21 protein-coding genes are annotated in these 25,253 nt (G+C 69.2%); 15 read left to right on the plus strand and 6 right to left on the minus strand.

All coding sequences use genetic code 11. From position 1 onward, the window contains the following. Window positions 1-27 precede the first annotated feature (27 nt). The 8 genes from NKJ47_RS13770 to NKJ47_RS13805 all read left to right on the plus strand — a co-directional run bounded on the left by NKJ47_RS13770 (window position 28) and on the right by NKJ47_RS13805 (window position 10,611). Window positions 28-336 (plus strand): STAS domain-containing protein, encoded by a 309-nt coding sequence (locus NKJ47_RS13770; protein WP_254458422.1) that lies wholly within the window; start codon window positions 28-30, stop codon window positions 334-336. 26 nt (window positions 337-362) lie between these two features. Next, window positions 363-2,414, plus strand: coding sequence for a chemotaxis protein CheA (locus NKJ47_RS13775; protein ID WP_254458423.1), 2,052 nt, complete (start codon window positions 363-365; stop codon window positions 2,412-2,414). Between the two features lie 186 nt (window positions 2,415-2,600). Then, entirely contained in the window at window positions 2,601-4,868 is a 2,268-nt protein-coding gene (locus NKJ47_RS13780) for a methyl-accepting chemotaxis protein (protein WP_254458424.1), read from the plus strand. Between the two features lie 42 nt (window positions 4,869-4,910). Beyond that, window positions 4,911-6,833 (plus strand): HAMP domain-containing methyl-accepting chemotaxis protein, encoded by a 1,923-nt coding sequence (locus NKJ47_RS13785; RefSeq protein WP_429002426.1) that lies wholly within the window; start codon window positions 4,911-4,913, stop codon window positions 6,831-6,833. 9 nt (window positions 6,834-6,842) lie between these two features. Beyond that, window positions 6,843-7,376, plus strand: a complete 534-nt coding sequence (locus tag NKJ47_RS13790) for a chemotaxis protein CheW (RefSeq protein ID WP_254458426.1) — start codon at window positions 6,843-6,845, stop codon at window positions 7,374-7,376. 61 nt (window positions 7,377-7,437) lie between these two features. Then, window positions 7,438-8,688: an EAL domain-containing response regulator gene (locus NKJ47_RS13795; RefSeq protein ID WP_254458427.1), complete on the plus strand. Its 1,251-nt coding sequence runs from the start codon at window positions 7,438-7,440 to the stop codon at window positions 8,686-8,688. An 11-nt stretch (window positions 8,689-8,699) separates the two neighbouring features. Next, window positions 8,700-9,506: a CheR family methyltransferase gene (locus NKJ47_RS13800; protein ID WP_254458428.1), complete on the plus strand. Its 807-nt coding sequence runs from the start codon at window positions 8,700-8,702 to the stop codon at window positions 9,504-9,506. 28 nt (window positions 9,507-9,534) lie between these two features. Next, on the plus strand, window positions 9,535-10,611 hold the full coding sequence (locus NKJ47_RS13805; RefSeq protein WP_254458429.1) for a protein-glutamate methylesterase/protein-glutamine glutaminase: 1,077 nt from the start codon (window positions 9,535-9,537) through the stop codon (window positions 10,609-10,611). A gap of 196 nt (window positions 10,612-10,807) precedes the next feature. On the opposite strand, the gene NKJ47_RS13810 is transcribed toward NKJ47_RS13805, so the two are convergent. Next, complete coding sequence (locus NKJ47_RS13810) at window positions 10,808-11,626, minus strand: helix-turn-helix transcriptional regulator (protein WP_254458430.1); 819 nt, start codon at window positions 11,624-11,626, stop codon at window positions 10,808-10,810. Between the two features lie 187 nt (window positions 11,627-11,813). On the opposite strand from NKJ47_RS13810, the gene NKJ47_RS13815 reads away from it, so the two are divergent. Together NKJ47_RS13815 and NKJ47_RS13820 are read left to right on the plus strand one after the other, a co-directional pair. Then, on the plus strand, window positions 11,814-13,217 hold the full coding sequence (locus NKJ47_RS13815; protein ID WP_254458431.1) for an MFS transporter: 1,404 nt from the start codon (window positions 11,814-11,816) through the stop codon (window positions 13,215-13,217). Between the two features lie 29 nt (window positions 13,218-13,246). Then, on the plus strand, window positions 13,247-15,232 hold the full coding sequence (locus NKJ47_RS13820; protein ID WP_254458432.1) for a glycoside hydrolase family 127 protein: 1,986 nt from the start codon (window positions 13,247-13,249) through the stop codon (window positions 15,230-15,232). A 344-nt stretch (window positions 15,233-15,576) separates the two neighbouring features. On the opposite strand, the gene NKJ47_RS13825 is transcribed toward NKJ47_RS13820, so the two are convergent. Beyond that, the gene (locus NKJ47_RS13825) at window positions 15,577-15,828 is read right to left on the minus strand and encodes an SHOCT domain-containing protein (RefSeq protein ID WP_254458433.1); all 252 of its coding nucleotides are present in this window, start codon (window positions 15,826-15,828) and stop codon (window positions 15,577-15,579) included. 36 nt (window positions 15,829-15,864) lie between these two features. Continuing rightward, the gene (gene gpmA / locus NKJ47_RS13830) at window positions 15,865-16,614 is read right to left on the minus strand and encodes a 2,3-diphosphoglycerate-dependent phosphoglycerate mutase (protein ID WP_254458434.1); all 750 of its coding nucleotides are present in this window, start codon (window positions 16,612-16,614) and stop codon (window positions 15,865-15,867) included. A gap of 239 nt (window positions 16,615-16,853) precedes the next feature. Between gpmA and nfi the strand changes: the two genes are divergently transcribed. Next, window positions 16,854-17,570, plus strand: coding sequence for a deoxyribonuclease V (gene nfi, locus NKJ47_RS13835; protein ID WP_254458435.1), 717 nt, complete (start codon window positions 16,854-16,856; stop codon window positions 17,568-17,570). Between the two features lie 30 nt (window positions 17,571-17,600). Here the strand turns inward: nfi and NKJ47_RS13840 are convergent, their stop codons facing one another. Continuing rightward, a complete protein-coding gene (locus NKJ47_RS13840) occupies window positions 17,601-17,882 on the minus strand; it encodes a hypothetical protein (protein ID WP_254458436.1) in 282 nt (93 codons plus the stop codon). 415 nt (window positions 17,883-18,297) lie between these two features. Between NKJ47_RS13840 and NKJ47_RS13845 the strand changes: the two genes are divergently transcribed. Both NKJ47_RS13845 and NKJ47_RS13850 read left to right on the plus strand, forming a co-directional pair. Then, window positions 18,298-19,167, plus strand: a complete 870-nt coding sequence (locus tag NKJ47_RS13845; RefSeq protein ID WP_254458437.1) for a pirin family protein — start codon at window positions 18,298-18,300, stop codon at window positions 19,165-19,167. 326 nt (window positions 19,168-19,493) lie between these two features. Then, the gene (locus NKJ47_RS13850) at window positions 19,494-19,961 is read left to right on the plus strand and encodes a hypothetical protein (protein ID WP_254458438.1); all 468 of its coding nucleotides are present in this window, start codon (window positions 19,494-19,496) and stop codon (window positions 19,959-19,961) included. Window positions 19,962-20,049: 88 nt separating this feature from the next. Here NKJ47_RS13850 and NKJ47_RS13855 read toward each other — a convergent pair whose 3' ends face one another. Beyond that, on the minus strand, window positions 20,050-20,910 hold the full coding sequence (locus NKJ47_RS13855) for a pirin family protein (protein ID WP_254458439.1): 861 nt from the start codon (window positions 20,908-20,910) through the stop codon (window positions 20,050-20,052). 933 nt (window positions 20,911-21,843) lie between these two features. Here NKJ47_RS13855 and NKJ47_RS13860 point away from each other — a divergent pair. Then, window positions 21,844-23,925 (plus strand): carbon starvation CstA family protein, encoded by a 2,082-nt coding sequence (locus NKJ47_RS13860; RefSeq protein WP_254458440.1) that lies wholly within the window; start codon window positions 21,844-21,846, stop codon window positions 23,923-23,925. Beyond that, a complete protein-coding gene (locus NKJ47_RS13865; RefSeq protein ID WP_254458441.1) occupies window positions 23,925-24,149 on the plus strand; it encodes a YbdD/YjiX family protein in 225 nt (74 codons plus the stop codon). The genes NKJ47_RS13860 and NKJ47_RS13865 overlap by 1 nt, the downstream gene beginning before the upstream one ends. Window positions 24,150-24,541: 392 nt before the next feature. Here the strand turns inward: NKJ47_RS13865 and NKJ47_RS13870 are convergent, their stop codons facing one another. Then, on the minus strand, window positions 24,542-25,228 hold the full coding sequence (locus NKJ47_RS13870; RefSeq protein ID WP_254458442.1) for an HAD-IA family hydrolase: 687 nt from the start codon (window positions 25,226-25,228) through the stop codon (window positions 24,542-24,544). Between the last annotated feature and the right edge of the window lie 25 nt (window positions 25,229-25,253).

Consider the following 25,253-nt stretch of genomic DNA (forward strand, 5'->3'; position numbering starts at 1 on the left):
CTGCCGCCCCGCCTAAGGAGTACACGCATGGGTTCCACATCAGACGATTCGCCGCTGCAGGTGCACCTGGACGGCGAAATGACCATCCGTCGCGCCAGCGAGCTCAAGCCCTTGTTGCTGCCGGCGCTGGAGCATCCGGGCGGGGTGTGCCTGCAGCTGCGCGAGGTGACCGAGATCGACGCCACCGGCGTGCAGCTGCTGCTCGCCACGCAAGTGGCCTTGCGCGCACTGGGACGGCCATTCCATCTGCAGGACTGCAGCGCACCGGTCGCCGAGGCGCTCGCCGTGCTTGGCCTGTACGACAAGCTGGCGCCCGCCGGCGGCAGCGTCCACTGACTTCTCCACCGACTCGACCCATGGCCATGAACCTCGACCATCTGCTGAAGACCTTCATCGCCGAGAGCCGCGATCTGCTCGAGGACATGGAACGCAACCTGCTGGAAGCCGAGCGCGGCGAAGCCGGCCCGGACGCGGTCAACGCGATCTTCCGCGCCGCCCACACCATCAAGGGCTCCGGCGGCCTGTTCGACCTGGCGCAACTGGTCGGCTTCACCCATGTGGTGGAGAGCGTGCTGGACCTGGTGCGCGAACATGCGGTCGCGCTGGATTCGGAACTGATCCAGCTGATGCTGGCCTGCTGCGACCACATCCGCGCGCTGGTGGAAGCGGCGGCCGGCGCCGAGGCCGACGAGGCCGCCCTGGCCGCCGACGGCGCGCCGCTGCTGGATCGCCTGCAGACCTATCTGCAACCGACTGCGGCGCCCGTCGCCGTGGCGGCCGCCGTCGCGGCGGCGCCGGCGCAGACCGGCTACTGGCGGATCGCGCTGCGGCCGTTCGCCGACGCGCTGCGCTTCGGCAATTCGCCGCTGCATCTGATCCGCTGCCTGGGCAGGCTCGGCACGCTGGAGGCGGTGCGGACGCATCACCACGACGTGCCGGCACTGCCGGACCTGGATCCGGAAGCCTGCTACCTGGGCTTCGAGATCCTGCTGCGCTCGGACGCCTCGCAGGCCGCGATCGAGGACATCTTCGAGTTCGTGCGCGACGACTGCGACCTGCAGGTGCTGGCGGTGGACCCGGACGGCGACGCCGCCAACCTGGCGCTGCCGCTGCTGGTGGCCGAGGCCGGCAGCCAGGCCAGCGCCGACGACTTCGCCGGGTTCGAGACCGCGGCGGCGCCGGCAGCCACGCCCGCGGCGGCGGCACCGGCCGCCAGCAGCGTTGCCGCCGGCAACGCCAAGGCCGCGGGCGCCCGCGGCGAAGGCGGCTCGATCCGCGTGGACGCCGACAAGCTCGACCGCATGATCGACCTGGTCGGCGAACTGATCATCGCCGTCGCCAGCACCGGCGCCAACGCGCAGCGCACCGGCGACGCGCAGTTGCTGGAGTCCACCTCGATCCTCGCCGGGCTGGTCGAGGAAGTGCGCGAAAGCGCGCTGCAGCTGCGCATGGTCAAGATCGGCGGCACCTTCAACCGCTTCCACCGCGTGGTCCACGACGTCGCCCGCGAGCTGGGCAAGGACATCGCGCTGGTGGTCAACGGCGAGGACACCGAGCTGGACAAGTCGGTGGTGGAGAAGATCGCCGATCCACTGACCCACCTGGTCCGCAACGCCATGGACCACGGCATCGAACCGGCCGAGGTGCGCCAGGCGCGCGGCAAGCCGGTACGCGGCACGGTACGGCTCAACGCCTTCCACGATTCCGGCAGCATCGTCATCCAGATCAGCGACGACGGCGGCGGCCTCAACCGCGACAAGATCCTGGCCAAGGCACTGGAGCGCGGGCTGATCGAGCCCGGCCGCCAGCTCTCCGACCGCGAGGTGTTCGCGCTGATCTTCGAGCCGGGCTTCTCCACCGCCGAGAAGGTCACCAACCTGTCCGGCCGCGGCGTCGGCATGGACGTGGTCAAGCGCAACATCACCGCGCTGCGCGGCAGCGTCGACATCAGCAGCCAGCAGGACGTGGGCACCACCATCTCGGTGCGCTTGCCGCTGACCCTGGCGATCATCAACGGCTTCCAGGTCGGCGTCGGCAAATCGGTGTTCGTGGTACCGCTGGACGCGGTCGAGGAATGCGTGGAGTTCGAGGCCACCTACCAGAGCGACTACATCGATCTGCGCGGCGGCATCCTGCCCTACGTGCGCTTGCGTTCGCTGTTCGCCATCGCCGGCGAACGCCCGGCGCGCGAGAGCATCGTGGTGATCCGCCAGGGTGCGCAGCGCTTCGGCCTGGTGGTGGACACCCTGCTGGGCGAATGGCAGACGGTGATCAAGCCATTGTCCAAGGTGTTCGCCGGGGTCAAGGGCATCAGCGGCTCGAGCATTCTCGGCAGCGGCGGCGTCGCCCTGATTCTGGACGTGCCCTCGCTGCTGCAACAGGTCGAGCCGGCGCACGAGGCGCTCGCGGCCTGATCCGGCGGCGGCCGCGTCCGGCAACGCGGCCACGCCTGTGCATTTCCCTCGGGGTCGCACCACGCCCTCGAGGGCGTAACTCGCATTGACGCGGCGCTCCGCTCCGGGGCGCCGGCCGCCATCGTTGGTGTGTGTCCTGTCGCTCTCCATCGTTCCATCCACTCCGACCGTCCGGGAACTGCCTCCATGTCCACCAAGTTCAGCATCGCTTCCAAACTCTGGACCGCCAGCGCGGTCGCCGTTGCGCTGCCGCTGACGGCCGCCCTCGCCGCCTACACGCTCTCGCTGCCGGCGGCCACGACGCTGACCCTGAGCGCCGCGGCCAGCGCAGTGGCCGCGCTCGTGCTCGGATGGACCGTGAGCAGCGCGGCACGCTCGGTCCGCGTCACCGCCGCAACCCTCTACGATTTCTCGCGCGGCAAGTTCGACGCGGTGCTGCCGCAGGTCGGCAGCGAACAGGCCTGCGAGCTGGTGGTGGGGTTGCGCGAGGTGCAGGGCAACGTGCGCCGCGCCAACGAGGGCATCAAGCAGATGGTCCTCGCCCATGAGGCCGGCGACATCGACGCGGCGATCGACCCCAGCACGCTGCATGGCGAGTTCCGCGACATCGCCGATGGCGTCAACCGCGCGGTGGCCGGCCATGTCGCGGTGAAGAAGAAGGCCATGGCCTGCGTCGCCGAGTTCGGCCGCGGCAACTTCCGCGCGCCGCTGGAGACCTTCCCCGGCAAGAAGGCCTTCATCAACGAGACCATCGAACAGGTGCGCCGCAACCTGCTGGAACTGATCGCGCAGATCAACCACATGTCCGCCGAGCACGATGCCGGCGACATCGACGTGGTCATCGACAGCCATCGCTTCGACGGCGACTTCCGCACCCTGGCCGAGGGGATCAACCGCATGGTCAACGGCCACATCGCGGTGAAGAAGAAGGCCATCGCCTGCGTCGCCGAGTTCGGCCGCGGCAACTTCAAGGCGCCGCTGGAGACGTTCCCGGGCAAGAAGGCGTTCATCAACGACACCGTCGAACAGGTGCGCCGCAACCTGCTGGGCCTGATCGCGCAGATGAACCACATGTCCGCCGAACACGACGCCGGCGATATCGACGTGGTCATCGACAGCAGCCTGTTCGAGGGCGACTTCCGCAGCATGGCCGAGGGCATCAACAGCATGGTGGTCGGCCACATCGCGGTGAAGAAGAAGGCGATGGCCTGCATCGCCGAGTTCGGCCGCGGCAACTTCGACGCGCCGCTGGAGACGTTCCCGGGCAAGAAGGTGTTCATCAACGACACCATCGAACAGGTGCGCGCCAACCTGCGGGCGCTGATCCGCGACACCAGCCTGCTGGTCGCGGCGGCGAGCGCCGGGCGCCTGGAAGTGCGCGCCGACGCCGGCCTGCACCAGGGCGATTTCCGCCGCATCGTCGATGGCATCAACCAGACCCTGGACGCGGTGATCGGCCCGCTGGACGAAGCGCGCGTGGTGCTCAAGGCGATCGAGGACGGCGATCTGACCCGGCAGGCCAACGTGCAGTGCGAAGGCCAGCTGAAGGAGCTGTGCGACAGCCTCAATGCCACCGTGACGCGCCTGGCGCAGGTGGTGGGCGAGGTCAACATCAACGCCGAAGCGCTGGCCAGCGCCTCGGAGGAAGTCAGCGCCACCGCGCAGTCGCTGAGCCAGGCGGCCAGCGAGCAGGCCGCCGGCGTCGAGGAAACCAGCGCCTCGCTGGAGCAGATGACCGCCTCGATCTCGCAGAACACCGAAAACGCCAAGATTACCGACGGCATGGCCACCAAGGCCGCGCGCGAAGCCGCCGAGGGCGGCGATGCGGTGCGCTCCACGGTCGCGGCGATGAAGCAGATCGCGCAGAAGATCGGCATCATCGACGACATCGCCTACCAGACCAACCTGCTGGCGCTGAACGCGGCCATCGAAGCCGCGCGCGCCGGCGAGCACGGCAAGGGCTTCGCGGTGGTCGCCGCGGAAGTGCGCAAGCTGGCCGAACGCAGCCAGGTCGCGGCGCAGGAGATCGGCGAAGTCGCCGAATCCAGCGTCGGCCTGGCGGAAAACGCCGGCAAGCTGCTCGACCAGATGGTGCCGTCGATCCGCCGCACCTCCGACCTGGTGCAGGAGATCACCGCCGCCTCCGAGGAACAGACCTCCGGCGTCGGCCAGATCAACGCCGCGGTCGGCCAGCTCAACCAGACCACCCAGCAGGCCGCGGCCAACTCCGAGGAACTGGCCGCTACCGCCGAGGAGATGAGCGGGCAAGCCGAGCAGTTGCAACAACTGATGAGTTTCTTCCACACCAACCAGGCGGTCGCGCCGCGACGTCCGGTCGAAACACCGCGCGTCGCCCCGATCAGGAGGTCGCCGCCGCGCTCGCGCAGCTTCGGCCACAGCGACGGCGCGCTCGCGCTGGCGCCGCCAAACGAACTGCATTTCGACAGTTTCTGATACCCGCAGTCACCACACACGCATCCACAGGGGGAATGCACAATGTTCAAGAACATGAAAATCGGAACACGCATCGGCATCGGCTTCGGCCTGGTGCTGCTGCTGATGCTGGCAAGCGGCATCTTCGCCACGTTGCAGATGGCCAGGATCAACGGCTCGTCCACGGAGATGGCCGGCAACTGGATGCCCAGCATCCGCAACATCGAGGAAATGAGCGCCAACTTCAACAAGCTGCGCCTGCTGGAAGTGCAGCGGGCCATCGCCACCGACCCGGCGGAGATGCAGGACTACGACACCCGCATGACGAAGACCCTCGAGGCCTTCGAGAACAACCGCAAGACCTACGTGCCGCTGATCTCCTCGCCGGAAGAGCACGCCCTGTACGAGGATTTCGCCAAGAAGTTCGACCGCTACAACGAACTGCACAAGCAGCTGCTGACGCTGAACGCGCAGGCGAAGACGCAGGAAGCGCTGGCCGTGCTGAACGGCGAGCAGCGGCAACTGTTCCGCGGCACCGCCGACGCGATCGACAAGCTGGTGGATCTGAACGTCAAGGGCGGGATGGACGCCAGCGATCGCGGCGACGATCTGTATGCCTCCGCGCGCGCGCTGATCATCACCACCATCGTCGCCTCGTTGCTGCTCGGCGTCGTCGTGGCGTTCTTCATCGTGCGCATCCTCACCCGTCTGCTGGGCGGCGAGCCGGCGTACGTGGCGGAGATCGCCAACAAGGTCGCCCAGGGCGACCTGAACCTGGTCGTGGCGGTGCGCGCCAACGACAGCGGCAGCGCGCTGTCTGCGATGCGCAGCATGGTCGAGCGGCTGAAGCTGGTCATCGACGGCCAGCGCCGCGTGGTCGCGGCCGCCAACCGCGGTGATTTTTCCGAGCGCGTCGCGCTCGATGGACTGGCCGGGTTCCAGCGCGAGATGGGCCAGGGCCTGAACGAGCTGGCCACCACCACCGGCGGCAGCATCCAGGACGTGGTGCGGGTGATGGGCGGCCTGGCCGAAGGCGACCTGACCCAGAGCATCGACAAGCACTACGACGGCGCCTACGCGGAGATGAAGAACTACGTCAACGACACCATCGCGCGCCTGTCGCAGGTGGTCGCCGAGGTCAACGGCAGTGCCGAAGCGCTGGCCAGCGCCTCGGAGGAAGTCAGCGCCACCGCGCAATCGCTGAGCCAGGCGGCCAGCGAGCAGGCCGCCGGCGTCGAGGAAACCAGCGCCTCGCTGGAGCAGATGACCGCCTCGATCTCGCAGAACACCGAAAACGCCAAGATCACCGACGGCATGGCCAGCAAGGCCTCCAACCAGGCGCTGGATGGCGGCGAGTCGGTGCGCGCGACGGTGCAGGCGATGAAGCAGATCGCGCAGAAGATCGGCATCATCGACGACATCGCCTACCAGACCAACCTGCTGGCGTTGAACGCGGCCATCGAAGCCGCGCGCGCCGGCGAGCACGGCAAGGGCTTCGCGGTGGTTGCCGCGGAAGTGCGCAAGCTGGCCGAACGCAGCCAGGTCGCGGCGCAGGAAATCGGCGACGTGGCCAGCTCCAGCGTGGAGCTGGCGGAGAATGCCGGCAAGCTGCTGGACGAAATGGTGCCGTCGATCAAGCGCACCTCCGACCTGGTGCAGGAAATCACCGCCGCCTCCGAGGAACAGACCTCCGGCGTCGGCCAGATCAACGCCGCGGTCGGCCAGCTCAACCAGACCACCCAGCAGGCCGCGTCCAACTCCGAGGAACTGGCCGCCACCGCCGAGGAAATGAGCGCGCAGGCCGAGCAGCTGCAGCAGCTGATGAGCTTCTTCAAGCTGCAGGCCGCCCCGATCGCCAAGGGCGCCGCACGGCGTCCTGGTGTCCGCGGTCGCGTCGGCCAGCCCTCCAAGCCGATCGCGCGGGTGGCCAACGGCCAGCTGGTCCTGGCCGACACGTTGGACGAAGCCCATTTCGAAACCTTCTGAGGCCCGGCCATGAACGCTCCCGCTTCCCTCTCACCCTCCGACGCCGGCGAGCTGGCGACGGACCAGTTCCTGACCTTCCTGCTCGGCAAGGAAATGTTCGGCGTGGGCATCCTCGGCATCAAGGAGATCATCGAGTACCGCACGCCGACCGACGTGCCGATGATGCCCCCCGCGCTGCGCGGGGTGATCAACCTGCGCGGCGCGGTGGTGCCGGTGGTCGACCTGCAGCAACGCTTCGGCCGCGCGCCCAGCGAGATCAGCAAGCGCACCTGCATCGTCATCATCGAAGTGGCCAACGGCGACGAGCGCCAGGTGCTCGGCCTGCTGGTGGACGCGGTCAGCGAGGTGCTGGAGATCGCCGGCAGCGACATCGCCCCGCCGCCGGCGTTCGGCGCCGGCATCCGCCGTGATTTCATTCACGGTATGGGCAAGGTCGGCGAACGCTTCGTGATCCTGCTCGATGCCGATGCGGTATTGTCGACCCAGGAGTTCGTCGCCATGGCCGGCATCGAAACGGGGGCCGAGGAAACCATGGCGGCGTGACCCACGCAGCGCAGCGCGCGCTGCGTCTCCGCCCCGCCAACCGCTGCCGCTGGACATGCGCATGCCTCCCTTCCACGACACCGCCATCCTGAGTGACTTCGGCACCATCCTGGTCGTGGACGACAGCCAGGTGCAGCGGGAACACGCGTTGTCGCTGTGCCTGCGGCTGGGGGCGGCGGCGGTGGAAGAGGCCGGGGACGGGCATGCGGCGCTGGCGCGCTGCCTCCGCGCGCCGGCCCTGGGCCTGCTGATCCTGGACCTGGAGATGCCCGGCATGGACGGGGTGCAATTGCTCGACGCGCTGGCGCGCTGCAAGGTGCAGATGCCGATCGTGGTGGCCTCGCAACGCGGCGCGGCCTTGATCGAATCGACCCTGCAGGTCGGGCGTGCCAGCGGATTGAACATGCTGGCCGGGCTGGAGAAACCGTTGCGCGCGCAGGAACTGGGTGCGGCCCTGCAAGCCAGGCCGCACCCGCATGCGCGCGAGGAATCCGCCGCGGCGGACAGCGCGATCGATGCGGCGCAACTGCGGCAGGCCTTGCAGCGCGGCGACATCGAGGTGGCCTACCAGCCCAAGGTCGACATGCGCAGCGGCAAGGTCGGCGGCGTGGAAGCGTTGGCGCGCTGGCGCCATCCCAGCGCCGGACCGATCGCGCCGGACCGCTTCATCGCCTTGGCCGAGCGCGAGGGATTGATCCATGCGCTCACCGCCAGCGTCGCCGACCAGGCGATGGCACGGCTGGCGGCCTGGAAACAGGAAGGCTTCCCGTTGACCCTGGCGCTGAACCTGTCGCCGAGCCTGTTGCAGGATCCGAACCTGCTCGACGAATTGCTGGCGCAACTGCGCCGGCACGGCCTGGTCCCGTCCGATCTGGTGCTGGAGATCACCGAAAGCTCGCTGGTGTTCGGCAGCGCGCTGGGCATGCTGGCGCGGCTGCGGCTGCAGGGCTTCGGCCTGTCGCTGGACGACTACGGCACCGGCTTCTCCTCGCTGCAGCAACTCACCCGCATTCCCTTCACCGAACTGAAGATCGACCGCCTTTTCGTCCACGACGCGCACCGCAGCCGCAACCTGCGCACCGTCCTCGAGTCGGCCCTGGGCATGGCCCAGCGGCTGGGACTGCGCACCGTCGCCGAGGGCATCGAGACGGTGGAGGACTGGAACCTGCTGCAGGCGCTGGGTTGCGACTTCGGCCAGGGCTACCTGCTGGCGCGTCCGCTGGGCGGCGGCGCGCTGCACGCCTGGCTGCTGGAACACCACCGCCTGCTGCACGAACACGGCCCCGCCTCCGCCTCGGGCGTCACCCACTGACCGGCACGACCATGACCAGCACCGACACCATCACCGAGCAGGAATTCGGCCGGTTCCAGCGTTTCATCTTCGACGCGACCGGCATCACCATCTCCCCGGCCAAGAAGGCCATGCTGTGCGGACGCCTGGGCAAGCGCCTGAAGGCGCATTCGCTGCAGACCTATACCCAGTACCTCAAGCTGCTGGAAAGCCGCGAGGGCAGCGGCGAGGTGCAGACCGCGATCGACCTGCTGACCACCAACGAAACCTATTTCTTCCGCGAGCCCAAGCACTTCGAGCTACTGCGCAGCGTCGCCGCCGCGCATACCGGCAGTGCGCCGTTCCGCTGCTGGAGCGCGGCCAGTTCCAGCGGCGAGGAGGCCTACAGCATGGCCATGGTGCTGGACGACACCCTGCAGGGCCGCCCCTACGAGGTGGTCGGCACCGACATCAGCACCCGCGTGCTGGCCAAGGCGCGCACCGGCCACTACCCGCTGCTGCGCATCGAACACATGCCGCAGGCCATGCTCAAGCGCTACTGCCTCAAGGGCCGCGGCGAGTACGAAGGCAGCATGCTGATCGACCGCCGCATCCGCGACCACGTGCGCTTCCTGCACGCCAACCTCAACGCGCCGCTGCCCAACCTGGGCCAGTTCGACGTGGTGTTCCTGCGCAACGTGATGATCTACTTCAACGGACAGACCAAGCGCGAAGTGGTGACGCGGGTGCTGGGCACGCTCAAGCGTGGCGGCATCTTCTGCATCGGCCACTCCGAGAGCCTCAACGAGGTCAACGGCGAGGTCGTCCAGATCGCGCCGTCGGTCTACCGCAAACCATGAACGCCGACGCGCCAGGAGAGAACCCCGCATGACCACGATCAAGGCCATGGTGATCGACGACTCGGCGGTGGTCCGCCAGGTGCTGGTCGCCGTGCTCAACGACGCGCCCGGCATCGAGGTCATCGCCGCCGCCGCCGACCCGCTGCTGGCGATGGACAAGATGCGCCAGCAGTGGCCGGACGTGATCGTGCTGGACGTGGAGATGCCGAAGATGGACGGCATCACCTTCCTGCGCAAGATCATGAGCGAGCGCCCCACTCCGGTGGTGATCTGCTCCACGCTCACCGAGAAGGGCGCGCGGGTGACCATGGACGCGCTGGCCGCCGGCGCGGTGGCGGTGGTGACCAAGCCCAAGCTGGGCCTGAAGCAGTTCCTCACCGAATCGGCCGAGGAGATGATCGCCACGGTGAAGAGCGCCGCGCGCGCCAACGTCAAGCGTCTGGCGTCGCGCCCGGCAGTGGCGCCGGCGGAGCCGGAAATCAAGCACACCGCCGACGTGATCCTGCCGGCGCAGGGTGGGCGTGCGTTGTCGCAGACCACCGAACGGGTGGTGGCGATCGGCACCTCCACCGGCGGCACCCAGGCGCTGGAGGAAGTGCTGACCGCGCTGCCGCGGGTCAGCCCGGGCATCGTCATCGTCCAGCACATGCCGGAGAAGTTCACCGCGGCCTTCGCCGCGCGCCTGGACACGCTGTGCCAGATCGCGGTGAAGGAAGCGGCCAACAACGACCGCGTGGTGCCCGGACGCGCGCTGATCGCGCCCGGCGGCAAGCACATGCTGCTACGTCGCAGCGGCGCGCAGTATTTCGTCGAGGTGCTGGACGGGCCGCCGGTGAATCGGCACCGGCCGTCGGTGGACGTGCTGTTCCGTTCGGCCGCGCGCGCGGCCGGCGGCAACGCGTTGGGCATCATCATGACCGGCATGGGCGACGACGGCGCGGTCGGCCTGCTGGAAATGCGCCAGGCCGGCGCGCGCACCGTGGCCCAGGACGAACAGAGCAGCGTCGTGTTCGGCATGCCCAAGGAAGCGATCAAGCGCGGCGGCGCGGAGAGGATCCTGCCGCTGAGCGCGATGGCACGCGAGATCGGCCAGCAGTTGAGCTAGAGCAGCGCAAAGGCGGCTTTTCCCGTAGGAGCGGCTTCAGCCGCGACGGAGCATTCCCATGAATGCCGGTCGCGGCTGAAGCCGCTCCTGCAAACGCGGGCAGGCCAGGCCCTGCCCCTGCCGCGCACCCGACGGCACGCGCAGTGCCGCAAGCAGGTTTCCGGCAGGCGGCGACGCGCATGCGCCCGCAGCCGCCTCAGCCCGAGTTGATGTGCTCCTTGCAGTACAGGCGCCGGTAGGCGCTGGGGGTCATGCCCAAGCGCTGGCGGAACACGCGCCGGAAGTAACCGCTGTCGCTGAAGCCGGCGCGCTGCGCGACATCGTCCACCGCGCAGGTGTTGACCAGCAGCAGCTTCTCGGCGAAGGCGATACGCTGACGGTGGATCGCCTCGGTCAGCGTGGTGCCGAAGCTGCGCCGGTAGATGCGGCCCAGATAATCCGGATTGCAGTGCAGTTGCGCGGCCAGCGACGAGGCGGTGAGCGCGGTGTGGAACTGGGTGCCGATCAACTGCTTGGCGCGGTACGCCAGCGCCGCCCCGGCGCGCTCGGACGCGTGCGGATCCGGCCAGGCGCCGGCCACGCATTGCAGCATCGACAGCACGATCGGCTCGAGCATCGGCAGCGTGCGCCGTTCCTCCTGCTCGGCCAGGAACCAGCGGAACAGGCCGACGAAGCGTTCCGGATCGCGGATCGCGGTGCGCTGCGGCATCGACAGCGGCACCGCGTGGTCCGCCTGCGCCACGCCCGGTTCCAGTTCGAAATGCACCCAGTAGAACCGCAGGTCATCCGGGAACTGGCCCAGGCCGGCGTGCGCGCGGCCCGGCCACAGCAGCAGCGTCTCGCCGGGGCCGACGTGGAAGTCGTTGTCCTGTTCGCGAATGGAGAGGATGCCGCGCTCGACGAAGATCAGCTCGTAGGACTGGATCACCCGCGCCGGATGCGCGCCCACCCCGCGGGAGATGAACAGGCCTCCGTTCTGGACCCGGATCGGATAGGCGACGGTGAACTCGAGCATGTCGGAAACGTCTCCCCGTGCCTGCGTGACGCTGCACTGCAGCAATTGAAAAAAGGCCCCGCGCATGGACGGCGCGGCAACCGTGGTCGGAATCGTACCGGTTTTATACCGCACAGACTCTTGTCGCGGTTGCAGTGCCATGCCACTTTGCGCTGGCGCCGGATTGCGCGCGCCAGGAGCCGCCCCGTTGACTGCGACCGCCATCGGCCATGCCGCCGCAGACGCCGCACCGGCCACGACCACGCCGCGCCTGTCGCGCCTGGAGAAATTCGGCTACGGCCTCGGCGATGCCGGCGGCACGGTGGTCACCTGCCTGATCGCCAATTTCCTCACCTTCTTCTACACCGACGTGTTCGGCCTGACCCCGGCGCTGGTCGGCACCCTGTTCACCGTGCTGCGCGTGGCCGACGCGGTGTCCGATCCGGTGATGGGCCTGATCGCCGACCGCACCCGCAGCCGCTGGGGCCGCTTCCGCGCCTGGCAACTGTGGGTGGCGGCACCGATCGGCATCGCCTGCGTGCTGACCTTCAGCGCGCCGCAGCTCAGCGCCGACGCCAAGATCGCCTATGCCTTCGCCAGCTACTTCCTGCTGTCGCTGTGCTACACCGCGATCAACGTGCCCTACTGCGCGCTGATCAACAGCATGACCGGCGACCACCGCGACGTGGTCTCGGCGCAGTCCTGGCGCTTCGTGCTGTGCGGCATCGCCGGCTTCCTGGTGTCGGTCGGGTTGCCGTGGCTGGTGCGGGAACTGGGCAACGGCGATGCCGCACGCGGCTACCAGCGCGGCGTGGGCGTGCTGGCGGCGCTGGCGGTGGCGATGTTCCTGTGCTGTTTCTTCGCCGTGCGCGAGCGCGTGCCGGCCAGCCTGCTCGGCGGCGCCGGCATCGGCGCGCACCTGCGCGGCCTGCTGCGCAACGACCAGTTGCGGCTGGTGCTGCTGATGTCGTTCCTGCTGATCAACGTGTACAACATCCGCGGCGGCGGCTATCTGTACTTCATCACCTACGTGCTCGGCGGCGGCAGCGGCTACGCCTCGCTGTTCTTCGCGATGGTGGCGCTGGCCACGGTGCTCGGCGCGATCGTGGTCAACGCGCTGTGCCGCCGCTTCGACCCGCTGGCGCTGTACCTGCACACCAACCTGGCGCTGGCCGCGTTCGGCGTGGCGCAGTGGTGGCTGCCGAGCGGGCCGGCGCAGCAGGCGCTGTGGCTGGGGGTGATCTTCGTGCACTGCCTGGTGCTGGGCTTCGCGCTGCCGCTGCACTTTTCGCTGATGGCCTTCGCCGACGACTACGGCGCATGGAAGAACCGGGTGCGCTCCTCGGGCATCAACTTCGCCTTCAACCTGTTCTGCATCAAGCTGGCCTGGGCCTCGAGCGCGGTGGTGATCAGCGCGCTGTTCGTCTACGCCGGCTACCGCGCCGGCGCCGCCCGGCAGAGTCCGGCCTCGCTGCAGGCCATCACCCTGCTGGAAACCCTGATCCCCGCCGGCCTGCACCTGCTGCTGGCCGCGGTGATCGTGCGCTGCCGGCTGCGCCGGCCGCTGCTGGCCAAGATCGCCGCCGAGCTGACCGCCCGCCCGGTGCACTGACCTCCCCCACCCTTCAGGATCTTCGCTCCATGCCGCATTCGCCCGTGCCGTCTCCGGAACTGCCGCTTTCCGACCTGCGCATCGCCGACCCGTTCTGGCAGCGCTACCAACGCCTGGTGCAGGAGGTGGTGCTGCCCTATCAGTGGGACGCACTCAACGACAACGTCGCCGATGCCGAACCCAGCCACGCCATCGAGAACTTCCGCATCGCCGCCGGCCGCAGCGACGGCGCGTTCTACGGCATGGTGTTCCAGGACAGCGACGTGGCCAAATGGCTGGAAGCGGTGGCCTACCTGCTGGCGCAGCATCCGGATCCGGCACTGGAGCGCGATGCCGACGCCACCATCGAGCTGATCGGCGCCGCGCAACAGGCCGACGGCTACCTCAACACCTACTTCACCGTGAAGGCGCCGCAGGAGCGCTGGAGCAACCTGGCCGAGTGCCACGAGCTGTACTGCGCCGGGCACATGATCGAGGCCGGCGTGGCCTATTGCCAGGCCACCGGCAAGCGCGCCCTGCTCGACATCGTGTGCCGGCTCGCCGACCACATCGACGCCACCTTCGGCCCCGGCCCGACCCAGTTGCACGGCTATCCCGGGCATCCGGAGATCGAGCTGGCGCTGATGCGCCTGTACGAAGCGACGGGCGAGGCCCGCTACCTGGCGCTGGCGCGCTACTTCGTCGAACAGCGCGGCACCGCGCCGCACTACTACGACGCCGAATACGCCAAGCGCGGCCACACCTTCTTCTGGGGCGGGCACGGCCCGGCCTGGATGATCCAGGACAAGGCCTACAGCCAGGCGCACCTGCCGGTGGCGCTGCAGGACACCGCGGTGGGCCATGCGGTGCGCTTCGTCTACCTGTACGCCGGCGTGGCGCACCTGGCCCGGCACAGCGGCGACGCCACCCTGCGCGCGGCCTGCGAACGCCTGTGGAACAACGCCACCCAGCGGCAGATGTACCTGACCGGCGCGATCGGCGCGCAGAGCTACGGCGAGGCCTTCAGCGTCGACTACGACTTGCCCAACGACACCGCCTACAACGAGAGTTGCGCCTCGATCGGGCTGATGATGTTCGCCAACCGCATGCTGCAGCTGGCGCCGGACGGCCGCTACGCCGACGTGATGGAGCGGGCGCTGTACAACACCGTGCTCGGCGGCATGGCCCTGGACGGGCGCCATTTCTTCTACGTCAATCCGCTGGACGTGCACCCGCCCACGGTGCACGGCAACCACACCTTCGACCACGTCAAGCCGGTGCGCCAGCGCTGGTTCGGCTGCGCCTGCTGCCCGCCCAACATCGCCCGCGTGCTGACCTCGCTCGGCCACTACATCTACACCCGCCGCGACGACACCCTGTACGTGAACCTCTACGTCGGCAGCGATGCGCGGTTCGAGGTCGGCGGGCAGACCCTGAGCCTGCGCCAGCGCGGCGAGTATCCGTGGCAGGACCGGATCGCCTTCGACATGGACTGCAGCGCGCCGGTGGACGCGGCGCTGGCCCTGCGCTTGCCGGACTGGTGCCAGGCGCCGCAGTTGCGACTCAACGGCGACCCCGTGGCGATCGATGCGTACCGCCAGCACGGCTACTGCGTGCTGCGGCGGCGCTGGCAGTCCAGCGACACCCTGCAGTTGCGCCTGCCGATGCCGCCGATGCGGGTCAGCGGACACCCGCGCGTGCGCCACCTGGCCGGCAAGGTCGCGGTGCAGCGCGGGCCGCTGGTGTACTGCCTGGAGCAAGCCGACAACGGCGCCGACCTGCACCAGTTGCGCCTGCCCGCCAGCGCCGCGCTGCGGGCCGTGCCCGGCACCGGCGCATTGGCCGGCCAGGTGCTGCTGCAGGCCACGGGCGAACGCCTGCATGGCGACGTCGACGCGGCCACCGCGCCGCTGTACCGCTACGATGCGCCGCCGCCGGCGCGGCAACCGCAGCTCCTGACCTTCGTGCCCTACTTCGCCTGGGCCAACCGCGGCGAGGGCGAAATGCGGGTGTGGGTGGACGCCAGCGACGGCTGAAGCGCAGCGCTCATCACGTCGGGACATCTCCCGTAGGAGCGGCTTCAGCCGCGACGGCCTTCCGGGAACGCCCCGTCGCGGCTGAAGCCGCTCCTACAGGACAAGCTGCATCCGGCTTGCGTGTGGCGAAAGCCGGTGATGCGAGGTGCCATGCAGCCGTCCGTCCGTTCCCAGCAGACGGGTAGGACGTTCCGACTTAGGGCCTGGGCCGTACAGAGGCGGCAACGCGCACTGCACGCGACACGCCGTGCAGTACGGCTACCAGCGGCGCATGGTGTCGTGTCGTGTCGTGTCGTGTCGTGTCGTGGCCGGCCGCGACGACGCGCCGCCGCCGCCTCACGCACTCACACCGTGGACAGGATCTGCTCGCGCCGACGCGCGTACTCGGCCGTGTCGATCAGTCCCTGCGCCTTCAGCTGCTCCAGCACGCGCAGGCGCTGCTCGACCGAGGCGGTGGGCGGCAACGGCGGCGGCGCCGCGGCCGGCGGCCGGTGCCGCTGGGCGCGGATCGCCAGCCACACCACCACGCCGATCAGCAGCGGGAACGCGAGCACGACCAGCAATACGAGCCAGTGCCAGATGCTGAATCCACCCATCGCGTGCTCCTGCCGGCGGCGTGCCGATCCTGGCGCTTACTTCGCCTTGCCCTGGTTGGCCACCGCTTCGGCCGCCTTCTTCGCCGCTTCCGGATCGCCCAGGTAGCGGTAGGACTGCACCTGCAGGGTGTCGTCCAGTTCGAACAGCAGCGGGATGCCGGTGGGAATGTTGAGTTCGAGGATCTGTTCGCGCGACACGTCGTTCAAGTATTTGTACAGCGCGCGCAGCGAGTTGCCGTGGGCGGTGACCAGCACGGTCTGCCCGGTCTTGAGCTGCGGCGCGATGGCGTCGTGCCAGTACGGCAGCACGCGCTCGAGCGTGGTCGCCAGCGACTCGGTGGCCGGCAGCGCGTTGCGGTCCAGGGTGGCATAGCGGCGGTCGTGCAGCGGATGGCCCGGATCCTGCGCGTCCATCGGCGGCGGCGGGATGTCGTAGGAACGGCGCCAGATCTTGACCTGGTCCTCGCCGTGCTTGGCGGCGGTCTCGGCCTTGTCCAGACCCTGCAGACCGCCGTAGTGGCGTTCGTTGAGGCGCCAGCTCTTGTGCACCGGCAGCCAGTCCTGATCCAGTTCCTTCAGCGCGCCCTGCAGGGTGTGGATGGCGCGCTTGAGCACCGAGGTATGCGCGACGTCGAACTGCAGCCCCTCCTCGCGCATCAGCCGGCCGGCGGCCACGGCTTCCTGGCGGCCCTGCTCGGTCAGGTCGACATCGACCCAGCCGGTGAAGCGGTTATCCAGGTTCCACTGGCTCTGGCCATGGCGCAACAGTACGAGTTTGCGGGTCACTGCGACGGTCTCCGTTGGGGAATGCGTGGGTCGTGCGGCCCTGGATTGTAGCTGGTGGCTGGGAATGGGGAATCGGGAATGGGGAATCGCAACGGCGGGATTCCCCTGCAAGTCGGGCGCCCGGGCACGCACTGATCGCCAGCCGCCACTCGGAACCGGCTTTCACGATTCCCCATTCCCGACTCCCCATTCCCGGCCCCTCCACACCCCAGCCACGAACATGGCACGATCATCGGCGCATGGAGACTTCTTCGCACCCCGTATTCGGCGACTGGGACGGCAGCATCGTGCAGGCGCGCGCGCTGCAGGCGACGCTGGCGCACCAGGTCAGCCTGCAGGACGACGTCCCCGACCCGCCGCGCTGGCTGGCCGGTTTCGACGTGGGCTTCGAGGACGATGGCCAGGTCACCCGCGCCGCCGCGGTGCTGCTCGATGCGCAAACCCTGCAGCTGCACCAGGCCGAGGTCGCCCGCGTGCCCACCGCGATGGCCTACGTGCCCGGCCTGCTCAGCTTCCGCGAACTGCCGGCGCTGCTGGCCGCGCTGGACCTGCTGCGGCAGCGTCCGGACCTGGTGTTCGTCGACGGCCAGGGCATCGCCCATCCGCGCCGGCTCGGCATCGCCGCGCACTTCGGCGTGGTCACCGGGCTGCCCAGCATCGGCGTGGCCAAGACCCTGCTGGCCGGCCGCTTCGACGAACCCGGGCCGCAGCCCGGCGACCACAGCCCCATCGTGCACCGTGGCGAGATCGTCGGCTGGGCGCTGCGCAGCAAGCTGCGCTGCAATCCGCTGATCGTCTCGCCCGGGCACCGCGTGGCGGTGGACAGCGCGCGGCAGTGGACCCAGCGCTACCTGCGCGGCTACCGCCTGCCGGAACCGACCCGCCTGGCCGACCGGCTGGCATCGCGCCGCGGCGCGATGCCGGCACCGGCCGCGGACACCGGATCGTTGTTCTGAACCGGGCGCCGCGGCCGGCGGCCGCGTCGATCATCGGTTGCTGACGACGATGCCGTTGTCGACGATGTGGAGGGACATGCCCGCCGGACGCGGGCGCGCGAAGAACTGGACATTGACGCTGGCCATGCCGCTGCCGGCGGCGCAATCGGCGGTCGCCATGCCGATCGCCGTATAGCGGACATTGGTGCGCAGGGTCGGGCCGGCGACGCGATGGCCGTCGGCGACCGGGTAGCAGCCACTGCCCTGTCCGCCGCTGACCAGCAAGGCCTTCGCATCCCACAGATCGTTGATGATCTCGGTGGGCACGTTCATGTCCGGCACGCCTTGCGCCTGGGCCGAGAACGCGGCGCAGGCGACGAGGGCGGCACCGAGGCACGATGGGAGGGGGCGCCGACGGCAGACGCTGGATGCGGATTTCATTGCGCTAGCTCCTTGTGGGAAGAGGAATCGATGCCGCGCCGTGCACGCCTGCGCTCTGCGCGGCCGGTGTGGCGCGACCCGATTATTCACAGGCGCACGGCACCGTCGCAGACAAGCAGCTTGCGCAATTCACACTATGCGATTCCGGCGCAGCGGCATCACCGTGCGACATACCCCGGCATGGCGCAGGATCGGTCGTGCCAGCGCGCAACAGCGCATGCGGGACAGTCCATCTTGCCGTGGCGCCGCACCCCGGCCGCCGCGCATGCGAAGCTTCGCTTCCGTCCCTGCCACCGCGAGCGCCGGCATGCCCACCCTGATCGCCCCCCGCGTCCACGATATCGGCGGCCTCGAAGTGCGCCGCGCCGTCCCCAGTGTGCAGGCGCGCAGCGTCGGCCCCTTCGTCTTCATCGACCACATCGGGCCGGCAGTGTTCGAGCCGGGCCACGGCGTGGACGTGCGCCCGCATCCGCACATCGGCCTGGCCACGGTCACCTTCCTGTGGTCCGGCGAGATCGGCCACCGCGATTCGCTCGGCTCCGACCAGGTGATCCGCGCCGGCGACGTCAACTGGATGACCGCCGGCCGCGGCATCTCCCACTCCGAGCGCACGCCGACGGCGTTGCGCGAACATGCGCACCCGCTGCACGGCATGCAGACCTGGGTGGCGCTGCCGAAATCGGCGGAAGAGACCGCACCGGCGTTCTACCACCATGCCGCCGTCAGCCTGCCGCAGCAACGCCGCGACGGCGCGTGGCTGCGGGTGATCGCCGGTCGCGCCTACGGCGAGGAATCGCCGGTGACGGTGTTCGCCGACACGCTCAACGTGGCCCTGGACCTGGAGGCGGACGCGGAACTCGACCTGGACGCCCGGCACGCCGAGCGCTCGCTGTACATTCTGGAGGGTGAGGCGCAGCTGGACGGCGTGGACATCCCGGCGCGGCACCTGGTCCTGCCCGAGCCGGGCGCGCGCGGGCGGCTGCGCGCCAAGACCCCGCTCAAGGCGATGCTGATGGGCGGCGAACCGCTGGATGGCCCGCGCCACCTGTGGTGGAACTTCGTGTCCAGTTCGGTCGAACGCATCGAACAGGCCAAGCAGGACTGGCGCGAGGGCCGCTTCGGGACCATCCCCGGCGACGATCAGGAATTCATCCCGCTGCCCGAACCGGGCCGCTGAGGCCGCGGCAGGCCCGTCTTGGGCCGTGCAGCCCTACACGCGAGATGCCGCCGGCCGCGTCCGCCTTTGTACGCCACCGCCCGCGCAGTGCCGCCACGCCGTACCGTGCGTGCGGAAATCCCGGAATCCGCATCCCAATTGTCAGCGCAGCCGCGCTGGGCTATGGTGCAGGCGCGGCGCTGCTCGCGTGGCCGCACACGGGACACGCACTGCGTCGGGGGATGCACTGCCGGGATCCCACACAGGATGGGCGCTCCCGCAGACGACGCCACGGGCGTGCGTATGGATCGAACGCGTCGCAACGCGGCGTATGGGGAACATCGCGAATGAAGACACTCTTGCGCAAGGCGCTGCTGACCGCTGCGGCGGCGTTGCCCGCCGCTGCCGCCACCGCGCAACAGGCGCAGAACTGCCCGCCGCTGCCGCCGCAGAGCAAACTGCAGTGGAGCGAGCGCAGCGACACGGGATTCATCGTCTGCCGCGCCAGCGACGCCGACGGACGTCAGGTGCTGGGCATGATGCTCACCGCACGCGATCCGAACATTCCGCTGCAGCGCAATCTGCGCGAGGAAAAGGGCGCCATCGCCGGCGAGCAGGTGTACTGGTACCGGCCGGACCTCGGCGGTGCCGAGCTGCCGGGCCTGGCCTCGCGCCGGATCGCGGTCGCGGAACTGAAGAAAGGCCAGTTCGCCCAGGTGTGGATCGACGCCGCCGACACCCAGGAACTGCAGACCCTGCAATCGCTGGTGCAGGGCCTGGACATGCGCCAGTCGAGCCTGGCGCTGGAGCGCTGAGGCCGGCGGTCCGCGATACGACGTAGGAGCGGCGTCAGCCGCTCCTACGACGGCACAGCGCACAGACAGCGGGTGCGCAACGTGCCCCTCAGAAGCGCCCTTCCTGGAAATCGACGAAGGCCTGCATCAGTTCCTGGCGCGTGTTCATCACGAACGGCCCGTGCCGCGCCACCGGCTCGCGCAACGGCCGGCCGGCGACCAGGATCAGCCGCGCGCCCTGCACGCCGGCCTGCAGCTGCAGCAGGTCGCCGCCACCGAGCACCGCCAGCGTCTGCGCCGGCAGCACGCGCGCCGCCTCGCCCTCGCCCAGCGCCGCGTCGCCCTCGAACATGTAGGCGAAGGCGTTGTGCCCGGCCGGCAACTCGAACGCCCAGCGCGCGCCCGCGTCCAGTGCGATGTCCAGATACAGCGGATCGGTGGCCGGCTGCGCGATCGGGCCATGCACCTCGCCGACCTGGCCGGCGATCACCTTGACCGTCACTCCGGGCGCCGGCTGCGCCACCGGAATGCGCTCGGGCGCGAACTCCTGGTAGCGCGGCGCGGTCATCTTGTCGCGCGCCGGCAGGTTCACCCACAGCTGGAAGCCGCGCATGCGCCCTGCTTCCTGCTCCGGCATCTCCGAATGCACCAGGCCGCGGCCGGCGGTCATCCACTGCACGCTGCCCGGGGTCAGCAGGCCCTCGTTGCCGTGGTTGTCCTTGTGCCGCATGCGCCCGTCGAGCATGTAGGTGACGGTCTCGAAGCCGCGATGCGGATGGCTGGGGAAACCGCCGATGTAGTCCTCGGCACGGTCGGTGCCGAACTCGTCGAGCAGCAGGAACGGATCCAGCTCGGGCAGCGCAGCGCCGCCGATGACGCGGGTCAGCTTGACCCCATCGCCGTCGGCGGTGGCGTGGCCGCGGATGGCGCGCAGGATGCGCGCGGAGGCGACGGTGGTGGAAGCGGTCATGGTGAGCGATCTCCTGATGAGATGCCCACCATGGGTGCCGCCGCCAGCGCGCCCAACCGCGACCGGCGCAACCCATCGTTCCATCGCCTGCGGCGGAGCGACCGCTGCTCCCTTCTCCCCCCCGGGAGAAGGTGCCCCGCAGCAGGGGCGGATGAGGGTCCGGGCGCAGCCTGGTGCAGCGTCCGGCAGCGCAAGCCTGGGTTTGCGAGGGGCTTCGCCCCCTACCCTCACCCCAACCCCTCTCCCGGGGGGAGAGGGGCTAAAGCGCCTGCGATGGCGCCTTCTCCCGTTCGAAGCCATGACTTCCCTTCTCCCACCGGGAGAAGGTGCCCCGAAGGGGCGGATGAGGGTCCGGGCGCAGCCTGATGCAGCGTCCGGCAGCGCACGCCTGGGTTTGCGAGGGGCTTCGCCCCGGACCCTCACCCCAACCCCTCTCCCGGGGGAGAGGGGCTAAAGCGCCTGCGATGGCCCCTTCTCCCGTTCGAAGCCATGACTTCCCTTCTCCCCCGGGAGAAGGTGCCCCGCAGGGGCGGATGAGGGTACGGGCGAAGCCTCGTGCGGCGTCCGGCAGCGCAGGTTGGGGTTGCGAGGGGCTTCGCCCCCCGTACCCTCACCCCAACCCCTCTCCCGGGGGGAGAGGGGCTAAAGCGCGTGCGATGGCGCCTTCTCCCGTTCGAAGCCATGACGTCCCTTCTCCCACCGGGAGAAGGTGCCCCGCAGGGGCGGATGAGGGTACGGGCGCAGCCTCGTGCAGCATCCGACAGCGCAGGCAGGTTTTGCGAGATCTTCGCCCCGCACCCTCACCCCAACCCCCTCCCCGTAGGCGCGAGGCCACTGTCTACGACCAAAGTACTAGGCCGGCGGCCCTCCCCGCCATTGACCCCCCAGGCCATCGAGGCGACCCTTGCACGCACCTTGTGGGGGAGTGTTCTGATGAAAGGGTTTTCCAAGCTGGCCTGGGCCGCACTGGCCGTGGTCGCGGCGTTCTGTCTCGGCACCATCGCCCTGCGCCGCGGCGAACATATCAACGCGCTGTGGATCGTGGTGGCCGCGGTGTCGATCTACCTGATCGCCTACCGCTTCTACAGCCTATTCATCGCCGACAAGGTGATGCAGCTCGACCCCACCCGGGCCACACCGGCGGTGCTAAACAACGACGGCCTGGACTACGTGCCGACCAACAAGCACGTGCTGTTCGGCCACCACTTCGCCGCCATCGCCGGCGCCGGGCCGCTGGTCGGGCCGGTGCTGGCCGCGCAGATGGGCTACCTGCCCGGTCTGCTGTGGCTGGTGGTCGGCGTGGTGGTCGCCGGCGCGGTGCAGGACTTCATGGTGCTGTTCCTGTCCAGCCGCCGCAACGGCCGCTCGCTCGGCGACCTGGTGCGCGAGGAAATGGGCCAGGTGCCCGGCACCATCGCCCTGTTCGGCGCGTTCCTGATCATGATCATCATCCTGGCGGTGCTGGCGATGGTGGTGGTCAAGGCCCTGGCGGAAAGCCCCTGGGGCATGTTCACGGTGATCGCGACCATGCCCATCGCGATCATGATGGGCGTGTACATGCGCTACATCCGCCCCGGCAAGATCGGCGAGATCTCGGTGGTCGGGCTGATCCTGCTGCTGGCGGCAATCTGGTTCGGCGGCAAGGTCGCCGCCGACCCCACCTGGGGCCCGGCCTTCACCTTCACCGGCACGCAGATCACCTGGATGCTGATCGGCTACGGCTTCGTCGCCTCGGTGCTGCCGGTGTGGCTGCTGCTGGCGCCGCGCGACTACCTGTCCACCTTCCTCAAGATCGGCACCATCATCGCCCTGGCGATCGGCATCCTGGTGGTGATGCCGGAACTAAAGATGCCGGCGCTGACCCAGTTCGCCGCCAGCGGCGACGGCCCGGTGTGGAAGGGCGGCCTGTTCCCGTTCCTGTTCATCACCATCGCCTGCGGCGCGGTGTCCGGCTTCCATGCGCTGATCTCCTCGGGCACCACGCCCAAGCTGCTCGCCAACGAGTCGCACATGCGCTACATCGGCTACGGCGGCATGCTGATGGAATCGTTCGTGGCGGTGATGGCGCTGGTGGCAGCCTCGATCATCGACCCGGGCGTGTACTTCGCGATGAACAGCCCGGCCGCGGTGATCGGCGCCGACGTCGCCTCCGCCGCGCACCACATCAGCACCACCTGGGGCTTCGCCATCACCCCGGAGCAACTGACCGCCACCGCCGCGGCGATCGGCGAGCCGACCATCCTGCATCGCGCCGGCGGCGCGCCGACGCTGGCGGTGGGCATCGCGCAGATCCTGCACCAGGCCATCCCCAACAGCAGCGACGCGATGATGGCCTTCTGGTACCACTTCGCGATCCTGTTCGAGGCGCTGTTCATCCTCACCGCGGTGGATGCCGGCACCCGCGCCGGCCGCTTCATGCTGCAGGACCTGCTCGGCAACTTCGTGCCGGCGCTGAAGAAGACCGAGTCGTGGACCGCCAACATCGTCGGCACCGCCGGCTGCGTGGCGCTGTGGGGCTACCTGCTGTACACCGGCGTGGTCGATCCGTTCGGCGGCATCCAGACGCTGTGGCCGCTGTTCGGCATCTCCAACCAGATGCTGGCCGGCATCGCGCTGATGCTGGGCACGGTGGTGCTGTTCAAGATGAAGCGCGACCGCTACGCCTGGGTGACCGCGGTGCCGGCGGTGTGGCTGCTGATCTGCACCACCTACGCCGGCTTGATCAAGATCTTCGACGCCAATCCGTCGCAGGGCTTCCTGGCGCAGGCGCACAAGTTCCAGGACGCCATCGCCAGCGGCACCGTCACCGCGCCGGCCAAGTCGGTGGCGCAGATGCAGCAGATCGTCACCAACGCCTACGTCAACACCGGGCTGACCGTGCTGTTCCTGTTCGTCGTGTTCGCGGTGCTGGTCTACGCGATCAAGACCATCCTGGCCGCGCGCCGCAACCCGCAGCGCAGCGACCGCGAGACCGCGTACGTGGCCTTGCAGCCGCACCAGATGGCGGACCTGTAATGGGCGGCGCGCTGGTTCCGGTCGGGCAGTACCAGGCGCACCGCCGGCTGTGGCGGCGCCTGGTGCAGACCGCGCGGCTGTGCTGCGGCATCCCCGACTACGACAACTACGTGCGGCACGTGCTGGAGAAGCACCCGGACCGGCAGCCGATGGACTACAAGACCTTCTTCCGCGAGCGCCAGGAGGCGCGCTACGGCGGCAAGAGCGGGTTTCGGTGTTGTTGAAAGGCCGGGATTGGGGAGTCGGGATTGGGGATTGGTGGCGGGCGCCTTGAGGCGCTTGGCCATTCGACCGGATCACACGGCTGCAAACGTGCTGAAGAACGCGGCGATGCCTGGGACAGGCATCGCCGTTTCGCTGTTGAGCGCCGGGATTGGAGCGGGATTGGGGATTCGTCGCGTGCCGCCTTCGGACAATCAGAGTTCTGAGCTGATCACAGACGGCCGCCAACGCTCGGAGAGCAGTGTCAGCGTCGCCGCTGTAGGAGCGGGTTCAGCCGCGAGGCCTTACCGATAGCGCGTCGCGGCTGAAGCCGCTCCTGCGGAAAGGCATGCGGACGCCATGCACTCGCGGCGCTGCTCCCATTCCCGAATCCCGATTCCCCAATCCCGGCTCTTCAAGCCGCCGCAGCGCGCACCAAATCCGCATAGGTCTGCGGCAGTTCGCGCATGTGTTCCATCACCGCGGCCACGCCGAGCTGGCGCAGGGTCGCGGCATGCCCGGCGGGAATGTGCGCGGCGCCGGTGAAGCCGATCACGGTCATGCCCGCGGCCAGCGCGGCGCTGGCGCCGGTGGCGCTGTCCTCGATCACCAGGCAGCGTTCCGGCGCCGCGCCCAGCGTCTGCGCCGCCAGCAGGTACACGTCCGGCGCGGGCTTGGGCCGCGCCACCATGTCGGCGCTGAAGATGCGCTCGCCGACACGCTCGCGCAGGCCGGCGCGCGCCACCGACGCGACCACGCTCTCGCGCACGCTGTTGGAGGCGACCGCCAGCGGCAGCGGCAACGCCAGCAAGGCCTCGCGCACCCCGTCGATCGGCTGCACCTCGGCGGCGATCAGCGCCTCCGAGCGCGCGCGGATCTCCTGGCACAGGCCCGGCGGCAGGTCCAGCGCATAGTGCCGTTGCACGCGCTGCACGATCTCCTGCGCGGTGAGGCCGAAGCTGCCGGCAAGGAAGCGCTCCAGTTCGGCCCGCGGCACGTAGGCGCCCAGCGCGTCGAGCATCACTCGGTCGGCCAGCACCTCGCTGTCGACGAGCACGCCGTCGCAATCGCTGATCAACAGGTCGAAGGGGGTCGCCGTCATCGCGCGCTCCTTGGGAAAACCGTCA

Source organism: Xanthomonas sacchari (assembly GCF_024266585.1).
Taxonomy (GTDB): Bacteria; Pseudomonadota; Gammaproteobacteria; order Xanthomonadales; family Xanthomonadaceae; genus Xanthomonas_A; species Xanthomonas_A sacchari_C.